Below are 16,134 nucleotides of genomic sequence, written 5' to 3'. Positions count from 1 at the left end.
ACGGACATCGGCTCGGCTTGGATAGACGACCGCTACGGGGCCGGAAGCGGGGCGTCTGTTATCGGGGCGAGTTCAGCAGAAGCTGACATTCGGCATTCGACCCCACGTCGGACATTCGCGCGTTATAATCTGGTATGCATTGCGCCGGATCTACACCATCATCGATCCTGAATAGTTGTCGATTTGGCATTCATGGGCGCAAAACCAAACTGTGCCTTGAAGGCTCGGCTGAAGGCTGCTTCGGAATCATAGCCCACTTGCCTGGCGACCGACCCAACCTTGGCATCAGGCTGGCGCATCAAGCCCAAGGCGAGCGTCAGCCGCCAGCGGCTGTGGTAGGAAAGTGGCGCTTCTTTCACCAATGCTGTAAATCGCGCCGCGAAGCCGGACCGGGACAGGCCCGCCACCCGAGCCAGATCGAGCACGGTCCAGCGCCGATAAGGTTCGTCGTGGATGGCCTTGAGCGCGCGGCTGATGCGCGCATCCCCGAGCGCTCCAAGCCAGCCGACATTGCCGCCCCGCTCGATCCGCACCCAGCTACGCAGGATACTGATCACCAGCACGTCGATCAGCCGTGAAATCATGATGGACGCGCCGGGATACACCTCCTGGGCTTCCTTCATCATGAAGTAGCCAAGGCCCTCGGCCCATCCGGCGGTCTCGCCGCTGGCTTTTGGAATGTGAATGACCGACGGCAGTGCCGATACGAGCCAGGGCACGGAAGCGCTTTCGAACCGAAAGGCTCCGGCGATAAGCTTGGTCTGTTGGCCGCCTCCGCCGTGGGAGACATTGAGTTTTTCGGCGGTAACCTGCGCCGCCATCAGGGCTGCCAAGTCAGCCTCAGTCGCACACTCGCCATCGCTCAAGCCGTGTCCAAGCCCACGCGGCAGCATGATCAGATCGCCAGTTGCCACCTGCAAGGCATGGCCCTGATCGTTCACAACGCTCAGGCCCCCTTCGAGCACGATGAAGAAATAAGCCGCTCCTGGATGAAAGCGTAACGCCCATGGTTGGCTGAGCTCAACTGTAAAGACGATTTCGCCATGCAGGCTGACCATGGCCAAAATCTGGGAGAGCAGATCCACCCGAGAGGCGAGCATGATCGCATTTTTGGACGACGGAGCATGCATTGCGGGGCTCTGGTCATGGTGATCCATCTCGGCAAGCCCTAGTTTGGTTTTGTCTTCAACGAGGAATTATCTGGCAGTTCAAGTGTTTGCGCGAAGGCAAGGCCATCCTGGTCTTCCTGCCGTCGCGTAGGCGATAGCATTGCAGATTATCCGAATTAAGCAATTGCGCTGATGCGCCCTGTAGGAGCTCCAAATGAAATCTCTTCTTATGTCCGCCCTGATGCTGACGACCGCCATGCTTGGTGCTACACCCGCGTGGGCCCAGCCGGCTCTCCCGGATCAAACAATCAAGAATATCGTTCTTGTCCACGGCGCCTTCGTCGACGAAACCAGTTGGGACGGCGTCGCTGCAATCCTGACCGCCAAGGGCTACAAGGTGACTGCGGTAAAGAACCCATTGACCTCGCTTGCTGACGACGTCGCTGCCACCAATGCGGTGCTGGATGCGCAAAATGGCCCGGTTGTCCTGGTGGGGCATTCCTGGGGTGGCGTGGTGATCGGCGAGGCGGGCGACAACGCCAAGGTGGCGTCACTCGTCTATGTCTCGGCCTTTGCGCCCGAGAAAGGTGAAACCATCACAGCATTGGCAGCCAGCGGTCCGGCAACTCCCGGAGCGGCGGCCATTCGGCCCGACGCAAAGGGTTACTTGACCATCGATCCTGCAGTATTCCCCAGTGCAGTGGCGGGCGACCTGCCCAAGAAGATCGGTGAACATCTGGCAGCGCACCAGATGCCGATCAACCACACTGCCTTCGATGCACCTGCTGAGGTCGCGGCATGGCACGACAAGCCAAGCTGGTACGTCCTGAGCTCCAAGGACCTCGTCCTTGATCCCCACGCACAGGCTTTCTTTGCCGAACGGATGAAGGCCAAGGTGACGACGGTCGAGGGTAGCCACGCCTCGCTGGCCTCGCACGCCGAGGAAGTGGCTGCGGTCATAGAAGCGGCCGCAGGAGCAAAGTAGCCCTCGTCATGCGATGCTATCGCCCGCCTCGCGGTGGTCGCTAGCATCGATGCGCAACGATCCCAGTCGCAGGGTAGCACTCGCAGCGCTGACCCCATATCACCGGCAACGCTCTGATATTGGCGACTTTCAAACTGGCCGTCTTAACGCGTCTCCGGCCGCGGCGAATAGCTCGAGCAAAGCCCCGGCCACTGCCCACACGCCATGGCCTCGGACTGCGCAGCACCGGAAACCGCCGGAATAAGACTCAGCCATCACGCCCCCTCACCGCCCATGAGGCGGTATCGTGATCTGGGTGCTGGTTGTTGCTCTCCTTGATCGCCGCCGCCCAGTCGGCGCCGTTGTCTTCAGTCGCACCGGTATCTTCTATGCCCGTGATCGTATCGAACCATGCCACCATGTTCTCGGTGCAGGTATTGGCAAGCGGCGAGAAGGCGTGCGGATCGTCAAGCGAACCGATCATCAGGTTGGTGCGACCGTTTTCAACGTGGTGGAAGAACAATGGCGTGCCGCAATTGGCGCAGAAGCCGCGCTCGACAAGCTCCGAACTCTTCCAGATGCTTGGCTTGCCGCGTGTCCAGCTGAGCGCTTCATCGGGCGCGGCGACGAGCGCGGCAAAGATGTTGCCCGAGGCTTTCTGACACATGCGGCAATGGCAGAGATGCGAATTGTCAAGCATAGCGGTTGCGTGGTAGCGCACGGCACCGCACTGGCAGCCGCCGCTCACCTCCATCTCGATGCGTTTCATTTTTTCTCCTCTTTCAAGAGGCGGGTTTGGGCTTAATCTCTTTTAGGTTTTCGTCACTTTCCCGCTGCCCGAAGCTGTCATGCTGCCTTAGTGGTACGTCACGACGGGATTGAACACCCTTTGCAGGAAGGGCCTGAGAGCTCCCTGCATGTGGTTCCTTGGAATTTGATGTCCACACTCAAAGAGGTGAAGCGTCGCCAGGGCTCCGGCATTGGACAGAGCTTTTGAGAAGAGTTCGGCTTGGGCAACAGGAGCACGGTCGTCATGCTTTCCATGCAGCAACAGCGTCTCAGACCGAACTTCGGGCGCATAATGCAATGCAGAGCGAGCCAGAAAGGCCTCTCTCGATAGGCCCGCCTCTTTCTCGATAGCCCACCGCAAACCGTCTGAACTCTCGTGATAAGCGACTTCAAGATCGTAGACGCCGCTGGATAGAATGACTACTCGCAGATCAGAAACCTGGGTGGCGACCATTGCCGATGCAACGGCACCACGACTGTTTCCATAGAGAACAATTCGGTCAGGATCGACGGAAGGCTGGCCCCGCAGGAAAGCGAGAGCAGCTATGATCGCTTGCTGGGTTTTGGGACCGCAGAAATCTGGAGGGCCATCTGATGCCACAAAACCGGGCTGCGAGACTGCCGCAGCAGTGATATTCAAACCAGAACAGAAGCGAAGCAACGCGCCGCTGTCGACCGCCTCTATCCCTCCAAGCAGACGGCCCCCCTGATTGCCGTGGACAAATAGGATTGCTCCTGCGGGCGTTTCGCTTGCGGCTTGAGCTTGAAAAAGCTCGACCGTGGCTCCGTCACCCCGGTCAATGAGATGTCGAGTTACTACCGGCATAACCACCATCAGGTTTTCGCGTGCCGGACAGACAATAGTGCAACTTGTGGCATTGGCAACGTCCGGTGGCGGCGGATATCGTTGAGAAACCAAATGGCTTAGCCGCTCATCCGTCCGTTTCGGTCTTTTGATCGAAATTCCGGAAGCGACAGCACAATAAAGGCCGCAGATGAATAGTGATCATTTTGATGAACGATCAACTTCCGCACTGTAAGCGGTGTTATGGCCCCACCTTCCGGATCAGCGTGTGATTGTTGATGTTGTTGCCGAACGGGGCTTCGACATATGACGATTACATGATTTACACATAGCACCAGTTCAGACGTGCCGGCGCAGCGGTTTAAGGTTTTCACGGAAACTGGACGTCGGCGCGATTGGAGCGCTGTTTCAGCGTCCTGTGGAACTGATATTCGCGTGTAATTCCGCTTCAGGATTTCGACAAAAGCATCGGACATACCGTTCGAATGGAAGCGCAACTCTGTTGCGGCTGCGGATCAAAGCGGAGGGGTCAATGCCTCATCATCGAACTTCCGGATTTCAATTACTCCTAGTCCGGACTTAAGCTTGACCCCCCACGGCCCAATTCGCATTTTTACAATTCGTCCATCGTCATGCGTAATCCAAAAATCCACTTTAGAGACATGCGGTGCCTCATGACGGATAGCTGAATAGTGCTTTGCTGCGAGATCCGGGTGACTTTCATCACCCTTAAATACACAGTCAGTTATTTTTGGACCAAATCGGTCCGCTGGAACCCACTTTGTCTGTGGGTAACGGATCCATTGCTTTCGCGTTGAATCTTTCAGATAATTAGTACCTAACTGGGTTCGCAAATCGGCAATAAACACTAAAGATCCATCGTCCTGCTCGGCATAAGCCGTCACGCTCGACCGGGTAGCGTTCATGGTTGCCGCGTATGCAAAGTTGACGATTTCACAAGATGGGTCTTCGCCATTGTCACTGTTAGCTTCCGCCGGGTGAACTGCGCTAATAACGACCAACGTCGCTCCCGCCAATCCCATCAAAAGTTCAGAGATGCACTTCATGAATCGCCCCTATCTTGACGGCCTCATCATGTACTCAGATGGCTCTGATGCAAAGCTAGAATGAAGTGCAACGAAGCGGTGTGCCACTCGCACGTTGTCGGGTAGACTTTCGATTTGATGGCAGGCAACTCTGCGCCAGAAGCCGTCGTTAGATTTCAGCCAAGCGGTTTGGGATGAGTTCCGCCTTCATCCAATGGGTCTCTGTCTGGCGACGCCAGGTGGAACACCACCGCCCCACGGTCGGTCATCACGAGCCAGCGCCCAGAAGTATCCTGTTTTGGTTTTGCGGGAGCCGGGATCAAGAACTGGCGCACGGGTCTCGTCCATGAAGAGCTTGGTCGAGCGCTTCAGGTCGGCAATCAGCGCATCGAAGACGGGGCGCAGTTCGAATGCTGCACCACCGACCCAGTCGGCGAGTGTTGAGCGGTCGAGATCGATACCTTGGCGGCTCATGATTTGGGCCTGCCGGTAAAGCGGCAGATGATCGGCGTATTTGGACACCAGCACACGGTTCGATGGAAAGATCATGCCGGAACCGCACAGGCACGGGCGACAGCGGCGATCCGGGCGCATCCGCGATGGCAAGGAAATCGAGCAGATCAAGAAAGACTTTCTGGAAGAAGACAGTTTTATATTCGATGTTATTCAATTTTCGAAAACGCGCCGAGAACGGCTCGCGAAATGGCAAGACAAATCACAGCATTGATTAGCTGGAGCCATGTGTCTCGCCCGTCCTTCTAACTCGGCTTGCGTGCAAACGGGCATCGCGCGAGCTCTCGACTCCCTCTTCTCTCCTCAGGGAGAAGAGGATATGCCGCACCCTCCCCGGTTCCCGCTCGTCGCCGCGAATTGGACAGCCGTGGGACAAACCGCCCCGCCTACAGCGCCACACCAGTACCGCGGTCGAAGACGTGCACCTGATCGCTCGTAATACTTGCCTCGAAGACGGCGCCGTACCGGGCGGGATATTCGCCATCGACGATGGCGGTCACCTGTTGTCCGGCGAGATCGAAGACGACATGGGTCTGGGCGCCTGTCGGTTCCACCAGCATCGTCCGGCCGGCGAGCGGCGTGCCGGCGGCGGCACCGGGAACGAGATGTTCGGGGCGCAGGCCGATGGTGATGGCCTGGCCGGCCTTGACCTTGCGGTCGGGCGCGATGCGGATCGCCGTACCGTCGCTGAGACGAGCCGCAGGCCCACCATTTTCGCCGTCGACCGTGCCTTCGAGCATGTTCATTGCCGGCGATCCGATGAAGGCGGCGACGAAGAGATTGGCGGGTTTCCTGTAGAGTTCGAGCGGCGTCCCCTGCTGCTCCACCCTGCCCTGATTGAGCACGACGATACCGTCGGCAAGCGTCATCGCCTCGATCTGGTCATGGGTGACATAGATCGAGGTCGTCCTGACCTTCTGGTGCAGCGTCTTGATTTCCGAGCGCATCTGCACGCGCAGCTTGGCATCGAGGTTGGAGAGCGGTTCGTCGAACAGGAAGACGGCCGGATTGCGCACGACGGCGCGGCCCATGGCGACGCGCTGGCGCTGGCCGCCGGAAAGCTGTGCCGGCTTGCGGTCGAGGAGGTTGGCGAGATCCAGCATGCGGGCGGCTTCGGCCACCCGGGCCTCGATCTGCGGTTTGGCAACGCCGGCGAGCTTCAGATTGAAGCCCATGTTTTCGGCAACGGTCATGTGCGGGTAAAGCGCGTAGGATTGGAAGACCATGGCGATGTTGCGCTCGCGCGGCGTCATGGCGTTGACGACTTTGCCGCCGATGGCGATCTCGCCATCGGTGATCTCCTCGAGACCGGCGATCATCCGCAGCAGCGTTGATTTTCCGCAACCGGACGGCCCGACGAGGGCGACGAATTCTCCATCCTCAATATGAAGTGAAATGCCGTGGATGACGTCGACGGCGCCATAGGTCTTGCTGATATCGGTGAGTTCAACAGATGCCATGATTGCACCTCCAATGGTTCGGCTCAGGACTTCACGGCACCGGCGGTCAGACCGGCGATGATGTGTCTCTGGGCGACGAAAAAGACGATGATGGTGGGAAGGATGGTGAGCGTAATGAAGGCCAGCACCAGCTGCCACTCCGTGCCGTATTCGCCGCGATAGACCATGATGCCGAGCGGCCAGGGATATTTCGATTCCGAGTTCAGCATGATCAGCGGCAGGATGTAGCTGTTCCAGCTGCCGACGAAGGAGATGATGCTGACGGTGGCGACGATCGGCCGGGAAAGCGGCAGCGAGATATGCCAGAAAAAGCGGAGATAACCGCAGCCGTCGACAAAGGCCGCCTGAAACAATTCTTCCGGAAGGTTGCGGAAATAGTTTCGAAACAGCAGGATGCTCATGCCAAGGCCGAAGGCCACCTGCGGCAGCACCACGCCCCAATAGGTATCGAGCAGGCCGAGATCGCGGATGCGGATGAAGAGCGGCAGGATCGCCGTCGCCGCCGGAAACATCAGGCCGAGCAGGAAATAATTGAGCAGGAACGACGATCCGAAAAAGCGGACATGGGCAAAGGCGAAAGCCGCCATCGACGATACGATCAGCGTCAGGAGGACGGTGAGCGACGCGATCACCAGCGAATTTCCGATCTGCAGCCAGTAGCGCTCGCCGAAGAGAATATCGGTATAGTTCGCCCATTGCCACTCCGTCGGCAGGCCGAAGGGATTGGTGCGCAGGTCGCCCAGCGTCTTGAAGCCGCCGAGCGCCGTCGTCAGCAGCGGCACGAGCACGATCGCGGCAATCAGGCTCAGCGACACATAGAGATAGACGCGTGTGGACGTGCTCATGCGGATGGAAGAGCTCATATCAGTCATGGCGCATGAATATCCTTTTGTAACCGAAGGCGAGCGTCACGCAGATGACGAAGAGCACTACGCCGACGGCGCTGCCGAGGCCGACCTGCATGCGCATGACGCCATAGGTGTAGAGGAAGGTGACCATCGTCTGGGTGGAGTTGGACGGCCCGCCGCCGGTCAGCGGCATGATCATGTCGAAGAGCTGCAGCGAGCCGACGACGGCAAAGAAGATGGAAAGACGCAAGGTCGAGCCGAGCAGCGGCAGCGTGACATAACGGAACTTCTGCCAACCTGTAGCGCCGTCGATTTCGGCTGCCTCCAGCACGCTCTTGTCGACGGATTGCAGGCCGGCGATGAACAGCATCATGTGGAAGCCGAAATATTTCCAGACGATGACCCCAAGCACGGCGTAGATCGCCACGTCCTTGTCGGCGAGCACGTAAGGGTTGGCGAAGCCGAAGAAGTTGGAAACGGCGGCAAACAGGCCATAATCGCCATCATAGACGAAGCGCCAGATAAGGCCCGCGGCAACGTCCGCCAGCACATAGGGCAGGAAGAAGATGAGGCGGTAGCCGACGACACCCGGAATGCGGTGCGCCAGCATGGTCGCCAGCCAGATGGCAAGCGGCACCTGGATGCAGATCGAGATCACGATGATCAGGCCGTTATTGACCAGCGCCTGGGTGAAGGCCGCATTTCGAAACAGGACCTGGAAATTGCGCAGCGCGATGAACTCGGTCGGCGTGCCGTAGCCGTTCCACTTGTAGAGGCTGTACCAGGCCGCCTCGCCCATCGGCATGATGACGAAGAGCGTGAAAAGCAGCAGCGCCGGCGGCAGGAAGATCAACAGCACCGCCAGCCGGTCATGGGCGACCGAGCTCTTGCTGTTTGCGGCTCTTTTTGCCGGCCTTGCGGCCGTGGTTATCGATGGGACTGAAATATTGGCCATGGGTCCTGCTTTCGCTTCTCGTCGGCAGCAATGCTGGCGCTCCGGATTAGCGGAGCGCCAGGAAGGGTCTGCAGGCGCTGGTTATTGTTCCAGTTCGAAAGCGTCCTGGATCATCTGGGCGCCGTCCTTGGAATTCATCTGCCCGGAGACGATTTCCACCGACACGTCGTTGACGACACGGCCGACCGCAGCGCCAAGATCCTGGTCGAAATAGTTCTGATGCCAGGTCGAACCGGCCAGCTGTTTTGCCGATTCGGCAAGCAGCGGATTGGTGACGCCATCGCCGGCGCCGACGGCAACGGGCAGAAGCATGCCGGCCTTGGCCATCGCCCGCTCATTGTCCGCATTCGTCAGGAAAGCGAGGAAATCGAGCGCTTCCTTGGATGCCTTCTTGGTAACGGCCCAGCCGTTCAGACCGCCGAGCGTATCGTTCGGCTTGCCGGCGCCGCCATCGACTGCCGGGAAGGCGAAACGGCCGATATTGTCGGGTGCGAGACCCTTGCCGTCGCCGGCATTCTTGCGCTGGTTGGCCTCGGTATTTTCAAAGCCGAGGATGATTGCAGCCTTGCCGTCACCGAACACGCCGAGCGCCTGCGGCCAGGTCGAGCCGAGATAGCCGGGCTGGAACGGTTCGAGCTTTCCAAGTTCGGCGAGATCGTCGCCGGCCTTGATGATCGCGGGATCGAGGAAACCTTCGCCCTGGCCGGTCTTTGCCGATTCGAAGACCTTCTGTCCGCCTTCGCGCATGACGAGATAGCTCCAGTAGAAATGGATCGGCCATTTCTCACCGCCGCCGCCGGCGATCGGCACGATGCCTGCCGCCTTGATCTTCTTCACGGTACCCAGAAAATCGGCCCAGTTCTTGATGTCCTCGGCCTTCACGCCGGCCTTGGCAAAGAGTTCCTTGTTGTAGAAAAAGCTGACCAGACCGACCTTATAGGGAATAGCCCAGGTCTTGCCTTCGAATGTCAGGCCGCTGACCGAAGCCGGGCTATAGGCGCCGCGCAATTTGCCGCCATCGGCATCCAGCGCCGGCGTCACATCCTGGAGCGCGCCGGTCTCGGACTGCTGCTTCAAGACGCCGCCGCCCCAGCTGAAAAAGAAATCCGGCACGTCGTCCGACTGCAGCAATGTCGGAAGCTTGGCCTTGAAGGCCTCGTTTTCGAGAAACTGCATCTGGATATCGACGTCGGGATGCTGGGCTTCGTATTTCTTGACGATGTCTTCCCAGGCCGCGACATATTTCGGGTCGAGCTCGAGATGCAGCCACTTGACCACCGTCGTCGCCGAAGCGGCACCTGCTCCGGCCAGCAACATGCCGGCGGCCGCGGCCATGGATGCGATACGCCTGCCGCTAGGAGCGGCGCTCTTGAACCTAAAAGTCATGATTTTCCTCCCAGGGGGCTATCCTCACAATTTTTCCCCTATGCGGATTAATTCAACGGAGCTTTGGCATATTGTCAACCCAATGCCTCTATTTTTATCAAATGCGCTTGACAGGACCACTGAATTCCCTGCTATTTATTTCGTAACCCGTTAAAAATATTTGGGTTCCGCCCCAACGAAACGCTCGCCTGGCTAGTTCCCATGAAGACCGCAGATCCCGAATTAATGCGCGCGATCAATCGCTTGAACGTGCTCGATACCATCAGGCGCCATGGTCCGATCTCGCGGATAGAGATCAGCGAGCGTACCGAACTCTCCACCACGACCGTTTCGGCGATCACCGCCTCGCTGCTCGACGACGGGCTGATACTGCCGCGTCACGAAGGCGATATCCGCAATGAGGCTGTGCGCGGACGGCCGCGGGTGATGCTGGAGCTCAATCCCGATGCGGCCCGCGTGGTCGGCGCCAAGATCGCCGCCAACAGGATGGTTTTCGTCGTCACCAATTTCCGCGGCGACGTGCTGTCGAAGCTTGCCTTGCCGATCCGCATCGACCGGCAGCCGATCGGCGTCATCGCCGATCTCGTCGAGGATGGTGTCCGGCGCTGCGTCGTCGATGCCGGGCTTTCACTGGAGGATGTCGACAGCGTCTGCCTCGGCTTTCCCGGCGTCATCGAGCACCGTACCGGCTATATCAGAAGCAGTCCGATCTTTCGCGACACCAATGTCAATTTCGCCGCCGAAATGTCGACGCGGCTGGCAACGCCGACCATTGTCGAAAGCGACGCCCACGCCATTACGCTTGGCCATCACTGGTTTGGAAAGGCGCGCGATCTCGAAGATATGGTGCTGATTTCTCTGGAGCAGACACTGGGTCTCGGGGTCCTGCACGGCAACAGCCTGTTTCGCGGTGCCGGCGGCCTCAGCCACAATCTCGGCGACCTGGTGCTCGGCATGGGACCAAATGGCGTCGTCCGGCTTTTCAGCCAGGCCGGCGAAAGCGCGATCCTCGGAGAACAACAGGCTGACGGGCGGTTTGCCGAGGCGATCCGTCTCGGCCGCGGCATGAACCATGCCCAGGCGCTGATCAAGGCCGATGACGACCGGCTGATCAGTGCCGCCATCCGCGCCGGCGAAGCGGTCGGTTTGACCATTGCCAATATCGTCACGCTGTTTGCGCCGCCGCGGGTCATTCTTGTGGGGTCGAGCCTGGCGCTCGGCGAACCCTTTCTCAACAGCCTGCGCGATGCTTATGCGCTCGCCATTCCGCCGTCGCTGCGCGGGGTGAGCGAACTCGTCTTCGACGATTCGACCGATGATTTCTGGGCGCAGGGTGCCGCTGCGGTGGCGCTCTACGAACTCTACGAATCGCCCTGGAGCACGACAGGGCCGGCGCTCTGACGGGCGGCACAATCAAAATCAATGGCACGATGAATGGAGGAATTCATGGACAAGGTCGGTATCGGCATCATCGGATGCGGCAATATTTCGGGCGCCTATCTCACGGCGATGGCATCCTTTCCCATTCTCGACATTCGCGGCGTCGCCGATCTCAACCGGGAGCTGGCGGAAGCAAAGGCTGCGGAATTCAATGTTCCGGTCAAGACCGTCGAGGAGCTTTTCGCCGATCCCAAGGTCGAGATCATCGTCAACCTGACGATCCCGAAGGCCCATGTTGCCGTGGCGCTGCAGGCGCTCGATGCCGGCAAGCACACCTATTCGGAAAAACCGCTCGGGATTAATTTCGCGGAAGGGAAAAAATTGGCGGAAGCCGCCAAAGCGAGGAATCTGCGCATCGGCGCTGCCCCCGACACCTTCCTCGGCGGCGGCCACCAGACGGCGCGTGGCTTGATCGACCAAGGCGTCATCGGCCAGCCGGTCGGCGGCTCGGCGACCTTCATGTGCCCCGGCCATGAGCGCTGGCATCCGAATCCGGCCTTCTATTATGAAGTCGGCGGCGGGCCGATGCTCGATATGGGTCCCTATTACATCACCGATCTCGTCAATCTTCTCGGACCGGTTTCACAAGTTGCGGGTTTTGCGACGACACCGCGGGCGGAACGGCTGATCACCAGCGAACCGCGCAATGGCGAACGCATTCCCGTGCATGTGCCGACCCATGTCACCGGCATGATGGCCTTTGCCAACGGCGCCGTCGTGCAGATCGCCATGAGCTTCGATGTCGCCGGCCATAAACATGTACCGCTGGAAGTCTACGGGACCGAGGGCACGTTGATCGTTCCCGATCCCAACAAGTTCGGCGGCCCGGTGGAATATCTGAAGAAGGGCGGTTCGTTTGAGGACCAGCCGGTCACATCGCCTTATGCCGACGGCAACTATCGCTCGCTCGGCGTTGCCGACATGGCGCATGCGATCCGCTCCAACCGGCCGCACCGCGCCAATGGCGATCTGGCGCTGCATGTGCTCGAAGTCATGGAAGCATTCCACACCGCCGCCTCGACCGGCCGCACGGTCGCGATCACCACGGCAACGGAGCGCCCTGCGCCGCTGTCCGATTCCATCGTCGACGGACGACTGGCGAAATAAGTTTCAGGAGGAAAGACTATGCGTGAAGCACTGATCGTCTGGGGCGGCTGGAGCGGGCATGAGCCGCAGGAGTGCGCCGAAATCATCAAGACCATGCTCGAGGAAGACGGCTTCAAGGTCTATCTCGAACACGGCACCGAGGCGCTTGCCGACCCCTCCGTCCATGATCTCAGCCTCGTCGTGCCGATCATGACGATGTCGAAGATCGAGAAGGAGGAGGTGAAGAACCTCGCCACGGCGATCGAGAGCGGCGTCGGTATCGCCGGCTATCACGGCGGCGCGGGCGATGCCTTCCGCGACTCCGTCGATTACCAGTTCATCATCGGCGGCCAGTGGGTGGCTCACCCCGGCAACATCATCGACTATACCGTCAACATCACCCGCCCCGACGATCCGCTCATGGAGGGGATTACCGATTTTCCCTATACCTCAGAGCAATATTACATGCATGTCGACCCCTCGAACGAGGTTCTGGCGACGACCAAGTTCACCGGCGAACACGCCTACTGGATCGACGGCGTCGTCATGCCCGTCGTCTGGAAGCGGAAATACGGCAAGGGCCGCGTCTTCTATTCCTCGCTCGGCCATCAGGCCAAGGAATTCGACGTTCCCCAGATGAAGACCATCTTCCGCCGCGGCGCCAACTGGGCTGCGCGGTAAGGTGAGGCTCGATTGAGGCTGCCGCTATGAGGGGCACATGGAGCCCTCTGGCAAGGGTTGCCCCTCATCCGCCTGCCGGCACCTTCTCCCCGCTTGCGGGGCGAAGGGGATTGCCGCTCACCTCTCCGTTCCTCGACAACCTCTCGCAGGGCACGTCCCCTCGCCCCGTTTACGCGGAGAGGGTTAGGGTGAGGGGCAGGCGGCGATCCTCATTGGGCGGGGCGAGCAGACCCCGAGCTCACCCAATGATCAATGCCGTGCCATAAAGCCCCAGCGCAAAAACCGTATGGGCGAGAAGGTTGAAGCACCGAACCTTGTTTGGGGTCGGATGTTTGGAAGCGGCCCAGCCGATGCCGAGGCCCGGCTGCAGCAGGAACCACCCTGCCCCGACGGTGACGATGCCGAAGATCCAGGCGGGAAGAAATGTCGGGGCCGCCAACCAGCCTGAGCCCATGATGATGGCGAAGATCACCCCATAGAGAATGCCGACGGCGTAATGGCTGATCCAGCCGAGCGCCAGCTCATTGGCATAGGGCTCGGCGTCGGCAATGCTCTCGTGAAAGACCTTGCCGCGGCGGAGGTGCCAGAACCAGCGTCCGACCGGTGCCCAATTGGGGGCCGCCTGGCCGAACTGGGTGAGCAGGATCGCCCAGAGGTCCATGAGGATGGTTGCGCCGGCGCCGATCACCAGGCCGCGCCACAGAATATCGAACATTGGGAATCACCGGAAAACGTTGCGATTGCAGGTCGCTACAAGATCATCGTAGACGCGCCGGCGCAATGGCTCCGCTGAATTCACCCGACATATCAAGGAGGAATTTAGAGGCTAATCCGCTTGCCGTCCGCCCTCGCCCGCAGCTTCTCCCGCGCCATTGCCGATATCGCCGCTGATATCCTCGGCAAACTTCCGCATGAGCCGCACCAGTTCATTGAAGTCATGTTCGTCCCAGCTCTCGAAAATGGCGCGGCCCATCCGCTCGCGGGCGATATCGATGCGATCGGTCATTGCCTTGCCCTTCGGGCTGATGACCGCCTCGCGCACGCGGCGGTCGGTAGCATTGCCGCGGCGCACCACCAGATCGAGACTTTCGAGCTTGGCGACCTGACGGCTGACGGTGGTGTAGTCGCGCCCGGCGCGGTCGGCGAGTTCGACTACGCCGATAGGACCGAGCCGTTCGATTGTGACCAGCAGCGGAAACAGCGCACGATCGAGCGAAATGCCCGCCTCGCGGACCATCTGCTCGTCACGCTGCGGGCGGTTCATGACGCTGACGATCTCGATCAAAGCCCCATGCAGATCGCGCAGCTTTCCGCTTATATGTGTATTTTGCACATTCTTTGTTGACGCCATGCCGATTCTCCTATTATGTGCATAATACACACATGGAGAAATCAATGACAGAGAATTCCACAGTCGACGTGCTGATATCAGGCGCCGGGGCTGCCGGCCTGACGCTGGCGATCGAGCTGGCGCGGCGGGGCGTCTCCTTCCGCCTGATCGAAAAATTGAACGGCCCGTTCCGCGGTTCCCGCGGCAAGGGCATTCAGCCGCGGAGCCAGGAAGTGTTCGAGGATCTCGGCATTCTCGACCGGATCGTCGCCCAAGGCGGCACCTATCCCAGGCAGCGGGAATATCGTGACGATGGCAGCGTCAGCGAATCCGACGCTGTGGTGGGTGGCGAGCCGACGCCGGCCGAGCCCTATCATCTTCCGCTGATGGTGCCGCAGTTCCTGACCGAAGGCGTGATGCGCGAACGCCTGCTCGAGCTTGGGCATCGCCCCGAATTCGGATGCGAACTCATCGGCTTCGAACAGGATGAGGCGGGCGTGACTGCTCGACTTAAGGGCACATCCGGTGAAGAGACCATCCGCGTGCGTTGGCTCGTCGGCGCCGATGGCGGCCGCAGCTTTGTGCGCCATGCGCTGGATATCGGCTTTCCCGGCAAGACGCTCGGCGTGCGCGCCATGGTCGCCGATGTCATTCTGACAGGGTTGGACCGAGAGGTATGGCATCGCTTCGGCGATGGCGACATGCAGCGGCAGATCGCCATTTGCCCGCTGGCGGGGACGGACCTGTTCCAGATCCAGGGACCCATCCCGCTCGAAGGCGAGGTCGACCTCTCCGCGGCAGGCTTGACCGCCCTGGTGAAGGAACGCACCGCACGCGACGACATCGAGGTCCGATCGGTCTCCTGGGCGTCAGCCTTCCATATGAACGCCCGGCTTGCCGATCGCTACCGGCTCGGCCGCGTCTTCCTGGTCGGCGATGCCGCCCATACGCATCCGCCGACCGGCGGACAGGGGCTGAATACCAGCATTCAGGACGCCTATAATCTCGGATGGAAACTGGCTGCGGTCACTGCCGGCGCGCCCGACGCGCTGCTCGACAGCTATGAGGAAGAGCGCCGCCCGGTCGCCGCCGCCGTGCTCGGTCTGGCGACCAATCTTCTCGACGCCATGAAGCGAGGCGATATGCGGCGTGGCCGCGATGTGCATCAACTCGATATCGGCTATCCCTCCTCCTCCTTCGCGCTGGAAAAGCCGGAGCGGAGCGCCGGCCTGCTTGCGGGCGACCGTGCACCCGACGCGCCGCTCAAAGGTGTCGCCGGCCAGCCGACGCGCCTGTTCGAACTGTTCAAGGGCGCGCACTGGACGCTGCTCGGCTACGAGGTCGAGCAAGCCGCCGTACCGCCGCGCCCGGGCCTGCATATCCACAGGATCGGCGAGCGCGGAGATGTCATCGATGAAGGCGGGCATTTCCATGATGCCTACGGTCTGACATCGGGCGACTGGGTGCTCGTGCGTCCGGATGGCTATGTCGGCGCTATCATTGCGTCCGCTCACGCCTGGGCTCTGGAAGCCTATCTCGCAAATGTCGGCCTTGCTGCGTAAGCGGCAACTCAAAGCGTCACGGCCTCGGCGCGTCTGAAGACAGGCGCGCTGCTGGGAACCCGGCTGCGGGAATACCCGCCGCGATCGCGTAACGCCGGAGAAGCGAGTTTCTCAGGGCGGCCGGCCGCGTGCACCGTCCTAGCCTCAGTCAGAGAGAAAT

At 60.2% G+C, this 16,134-nt stretch carries 16 protein-coding genes and 1 pseudogene; 6 read left to right on the top strand and 11 right to left on the bottom strand.

Going from position 1 to position 16,134, the window contains the following annotated elements:
- Positions 1-158: 158 nt before the first annotated feature.
- The gene (locus tag AC244Q_RS09200) at positions 159-1,157 is read right to left on the bottom strand and encodes an AraC family transcriptional regulator (RefSeq protein WP_245460538.1); all 999 of its coding nucleotides are present in this window, start codon (positions 1,155-1,157) and stop codon (positions 159-161) included.
- A gap of 166 nt (positions 1,158-1,323) precedes the next feature.
- Between AC244Q_RS09200 and AC244Q_RS09195 the strand changes: the two genes are divergently transcribed.
- Positions 1,324-2,094 carry an alpha/beta fold hydrolase gene (locus tag AC244Q_RS09195; RefSeq protein WP_017994029.1) on the top strand — a complete coding sequence of 257 codons (771 nt, stop codon included), beginning with the start codon at positions 1,324-1,326 and terminating at the stop codon, positions 2,092-2,094.
- Between the two features lie 247 nt (positions 2,095-2,341).
- Here AC244Q_RS09195 and AC244Q_RS09190 read toward each other — a convergent pair whose 3' ends face one another.
- The 4 genes and pseudogenes from AC244Q_RS09190 to AC244Q_RS09175 all read right to left on the bottom strand — a co-directional run.
- On the bottom strand, positions 2,342-2,842 hold the full coding sequence (locus tag AC244Q_RS09190) for a GFA family protein (RefSeq protein WP_017994028.1): 501 nt from the start codon (positions 2,840-2,842) through the stop codon (positions 2,342-2,344).
- A gap of 87 nt (positions 2,843-2,929) precedes the next feature.
- Positions 2,930-3,697, bottom strand: coding sequence for an alpha/beta hydrolase family protein (locus tag AC244Q_RS09185; RefSeq protein ID WP_128406992.1), 768 nt, complete (start codon positions 3,695-3,697; stop codon positions 2,930-2,932).
- 485 nt (positions 3,698-4,182) lie between these two features.
- Positions 4,183-4,734 (bottom strand): hypothetical protein, encoded by a 552-nt coding sequence (locus AC244Q_RS09180; protein ID WP_082229815.1) that lies wholly within the window; start codon positions 4,732-4,734, stop codon positions 4,183-4,185.
- Positions 4,735-4,941: 207 nt separating this feature from the next.
- Positions 4,942-5,244 (bottom strand): annotated as a pseudogene (locus AC244Q_RS09175) (IS66 family transposase); the annotation flags it as partial.
- A gap of 16 nt (positions 5,245-5,260) precedes the next feature.
- Here AC244Q_RS09175 and AC244Q_RS09170 point away from each other — a divergent pair.
- Positions 5,261-5,440, top strand: a complete 180-nt coding sequence (locus AC244Q_RS09170) for a hypothetical protein (RefSeq protein ID WP_128407932.1) — start codon at positions 5,261-5,263, stop codon at positions 5,438-5,440.
- A 172-nt stretch (positions 5,441-5,612) separates the two neighbouring features.
- On the opposite strand, the gene AC244Q_RS09165 is transcribed toward AC244Q_RS09170, so the two are convergent.
- From AC244Q_RS09165 to AC244Q_RS09150, 4 genes are all read right to left on the bottom strand, one after another.
- Positions 5,613-6,686, bottom strand: a complete 1,074-nt coding sequence (locus AC244Q_RS09165; protein ID WP_128407931.1) for an ABC transporter ATP-binding protein — start codon at positions 6,684-6,686, stop codon at positions 5,613-5,615.
- Positions 6,687-6,709: 23 nt separating this feature from the next.
- On the bottom strand, positions 6,710-7,558 hold the full coding sequence (locus AC244Q_RS09160) for a carbohydrate ABC transporter permease (protein ID WP_003539503.1): 849 nt from the start codon (positions 7,556-7,558) through the stop codon (positions 6,710-6,712).
- The gene (locus AC244Q_RS09155) at positions 7,551-8,489 is read right to left on the bottom strand and encodes a carbohydrate ABC transporter permease (RefSeq protein WP_012757389.1); all 939 of its coding nucleotides are present in this window, start codon (positions 8,487-8,489) and stop codon (positions 7,551-7,553) included. The genes AC244Q_RS09160 and AC244Q_RS09155 overlap by 8 nt, the downstream gene beginning before the upstream one ends.
- 81 nt (positions 8,490-8,570) lie before the next feature.
- Complete coding sequence (locus tag AC244Q_RS09150) at positions 8,571-9,875, bottom strand: ABC transporter substrate-binding protein (protein WP_128407930.1); 1,305 nt, start codon at positions 9,873-9,875, stop codon at positions 8,571-8,573.
- 201 nt (positions 9,876-10,076) lie between these two features.
- Between AC244Q_RS09150 and AC244Q_RS09145 the strand changes: the two genes are divergently transcribed.
- From AC244Q_RS09145 to AC244Q_RS09135, 3 genes are read left to right on the top strand one after another with little or no spacing between them, the layout of a single operon-like run.
- Complete coding sequence (locus AC244Q_RS09145) at positions 10,077-11,276, top strand: ROK family transcriptional regulator (RefSeq protein WP_017994023.1); 1,200 nt, start codon at positions 10,077-10,079, stop codon at positions 11,274-11,276.
- 45 nt (positions 11,277-11,321) lie between these two features.
- The gene (locus AC244Q_RS09140) at positions 11,322-12,422 is read left to right on the top strand and encodes a Gfo/Idh/MocA family protein (protein WP_128407929.1); all 1,101 of its coding nucleotides are present in this window, start codon (positions 11,322-11,324) and stop codon (positions 12,420-12,422) included.
- A gap of 18 nt (positions 12,423-12,440) precedes the next feature.
- The gene (locus AC244Q_RS09135) at positions 12,441-13,082 is read left to right on the top strand and encodes a ThuA domain-containing protein (protein WP_113545111.1); all 642 of its coding nucleotides are present in this window, start codon (positions 12,441-12,443) and stop codon (positions 13,080-13,082) included.
- Between the two features lie 238 nt (positions 13,083-13,320).
- On the opposite strand, the gene AC244Q_RS09130 is transcribed toward AC244Q_RS09135, so the two are convergent.
- Together AC244Q_RS09130 and AC244Q_RS09125 are read right to left on the bottom strand one after the other, a co-directional pair.
- Positions 13,321-13,797 carry a DUF2938 domain-containing protein gene (locus AC244Q_RS09130; protein WP_113545112.1) on the bottom strand — a complete coding sequence of 159 codons (477 nt, stop codon included), beginning with the start codon at positions 13,795-13,797 and terminating at the stop codon, positions 13,321-13,323.
- 111 nt (positions 13,798-13,908) lie between these two features.
- Positions 13,909-14,433: a MarR family winged helix-turn-helix transcriptional regulator gene (locus AC244Q_RS09125; protein ID WP_128407928.1), complete on the bottom strand. Its 525-nt coding sequence runs from the start codon at positions 14,431-14,433 to the stop codon at positions 13,909-13,911.
- 44 nt (positions 14,434-14,477) lie between these two features.
- Between AC244Q_RS09125 and AC244Q_RS09120 the strand changes: the two genes are divergently transcribed.
- A complete protein-coding gene (locus AC244Q_RS09120; protein WP_128407927.1) occupies positions 14,478-15,974 on the top strand; it encodes an FAD-dependent oxidoreductase in 1,497 nt (498 codons plus the stop codon).
- Positions 15,975-16,134: the final 160 nt, after the last annotated feature.

It is taken from the genome of Rhizobium sp. CB2179 (assembly GCF_057653455.1).
The sequence above is the reverse complement of the archived record's forward strand: the minus strand, read 5'-3'. Positions and strand labels throughout refer to the sequence as shown.

Coding starts and splice junctions, on each gene's coding strand:
- AC244Q_RS09200 (WP_245460538.1), bottom strand. CDS start 1,157: ATGGATCACCATGACCAGAGCCCCGCAATGCATGCTCCGTCGTCCAAA.
- AC244Q_RS09125 (WP_128407928.1), bottom strand. CDS start 14,433: ATGGCGTCAACAAAGAATGTGCAAAATACACATATAAGCGGAAAGCTG.
- AC244Q_RS09130 (WP_113545112.1), bottom strand. CDS start 13,797: ATGTTCGATATTCTGTGGCGCGGCCTGGTGATCGGCGCCGGCGCAACC.
- AC244Q_RS09170 (WP_128407932.1), top strand. CDS start 5,261: ATGCCGGAACCGCACAGGCACGGGCGACAGCGGCGATCCGGGCGCATC.
- AC244Q_RS09155 (WP_012757389.1), bottom strand. CDS start 8,489: ATGGCCAATATTTCAGTCCCATCGATAACCACGGCCGCAAGGCCGGCA.
- AC244Q_RS09195 (WP_017994029.1), top strand. CDS start 1,324: ATGAAATCTCTTCTTATGTCCGCCCTGATGCTGACGACCGCCATGCTT.
- AC244Q_RS09140 (WP_128407929.1), top strand. CDS start 11,322: ATGGACAAGGTCGGTATCGGCATCATCGGATGCGGCAATATTTCGGGC.
- AC244Q_RS09165 (WP_128407931.1), bottom strand. CDS start 6,686: ATGGCATCTGTTGAACTCACCGATATCAGCAAGACCTATGGCGCCGTC.
- AC244Q_RS09185 (WP_128406992.1), bottom strand. CDS start 3,697: ATGGTGGTTATGCCGGTAGTAACTCGACATCTCATTGACCGGGGTGAC.
- AC244Q_RS09160 (WP_003539503.1), bottom strand. CDS start 7,558: ATGACTGATATGAGCTCTTCCATCCGCATGAGCACGTCCACACGCGTC.
- AC244Q_RS09150 (WP_128407930.1), bottom strand. CDS start 9,875: ATGACTTTTAGGTTCAAGAGCGCCGCTCCTAGCGGCAGGCGTATCGCA.
- AC244Q_RS09135 (WP_113545111.1), top strand. CDS start 12,441: ATGCGTGAAGCACTGATCGTCTGGGGCGGCTGGAGCGGGCATGAGCCG.
- AC244Q_RS09120 (WP_128407927.1), top strand. CDS start 14,478: ATGACAGAGAATTCCACAGTCGACGTGCTGATATCAGGCGCCGGGGCT.
- AC244Q_RS09190 (WP_017994028.1), bottom strand. CDS start 2,842: ATGAAACGCATCGAGATGGAGGTGAGCGGCGGCTGCCAGTGCGGTGCC.
- AC244Q_RS09145 (WP_017994023.1), top strand. CDS start 10,077: ATGAAGACCGCAGATCCCGAATTAATGCGCGCGATCAATCGCTTGAAC.
- AC244Q_RS09180 (WP_082229815.1), bottom strand. CDS start 4,734: ATGAAGTGCATCTCTGAACTTTTGATGGGATTGGCGGGAGCGACGTTG.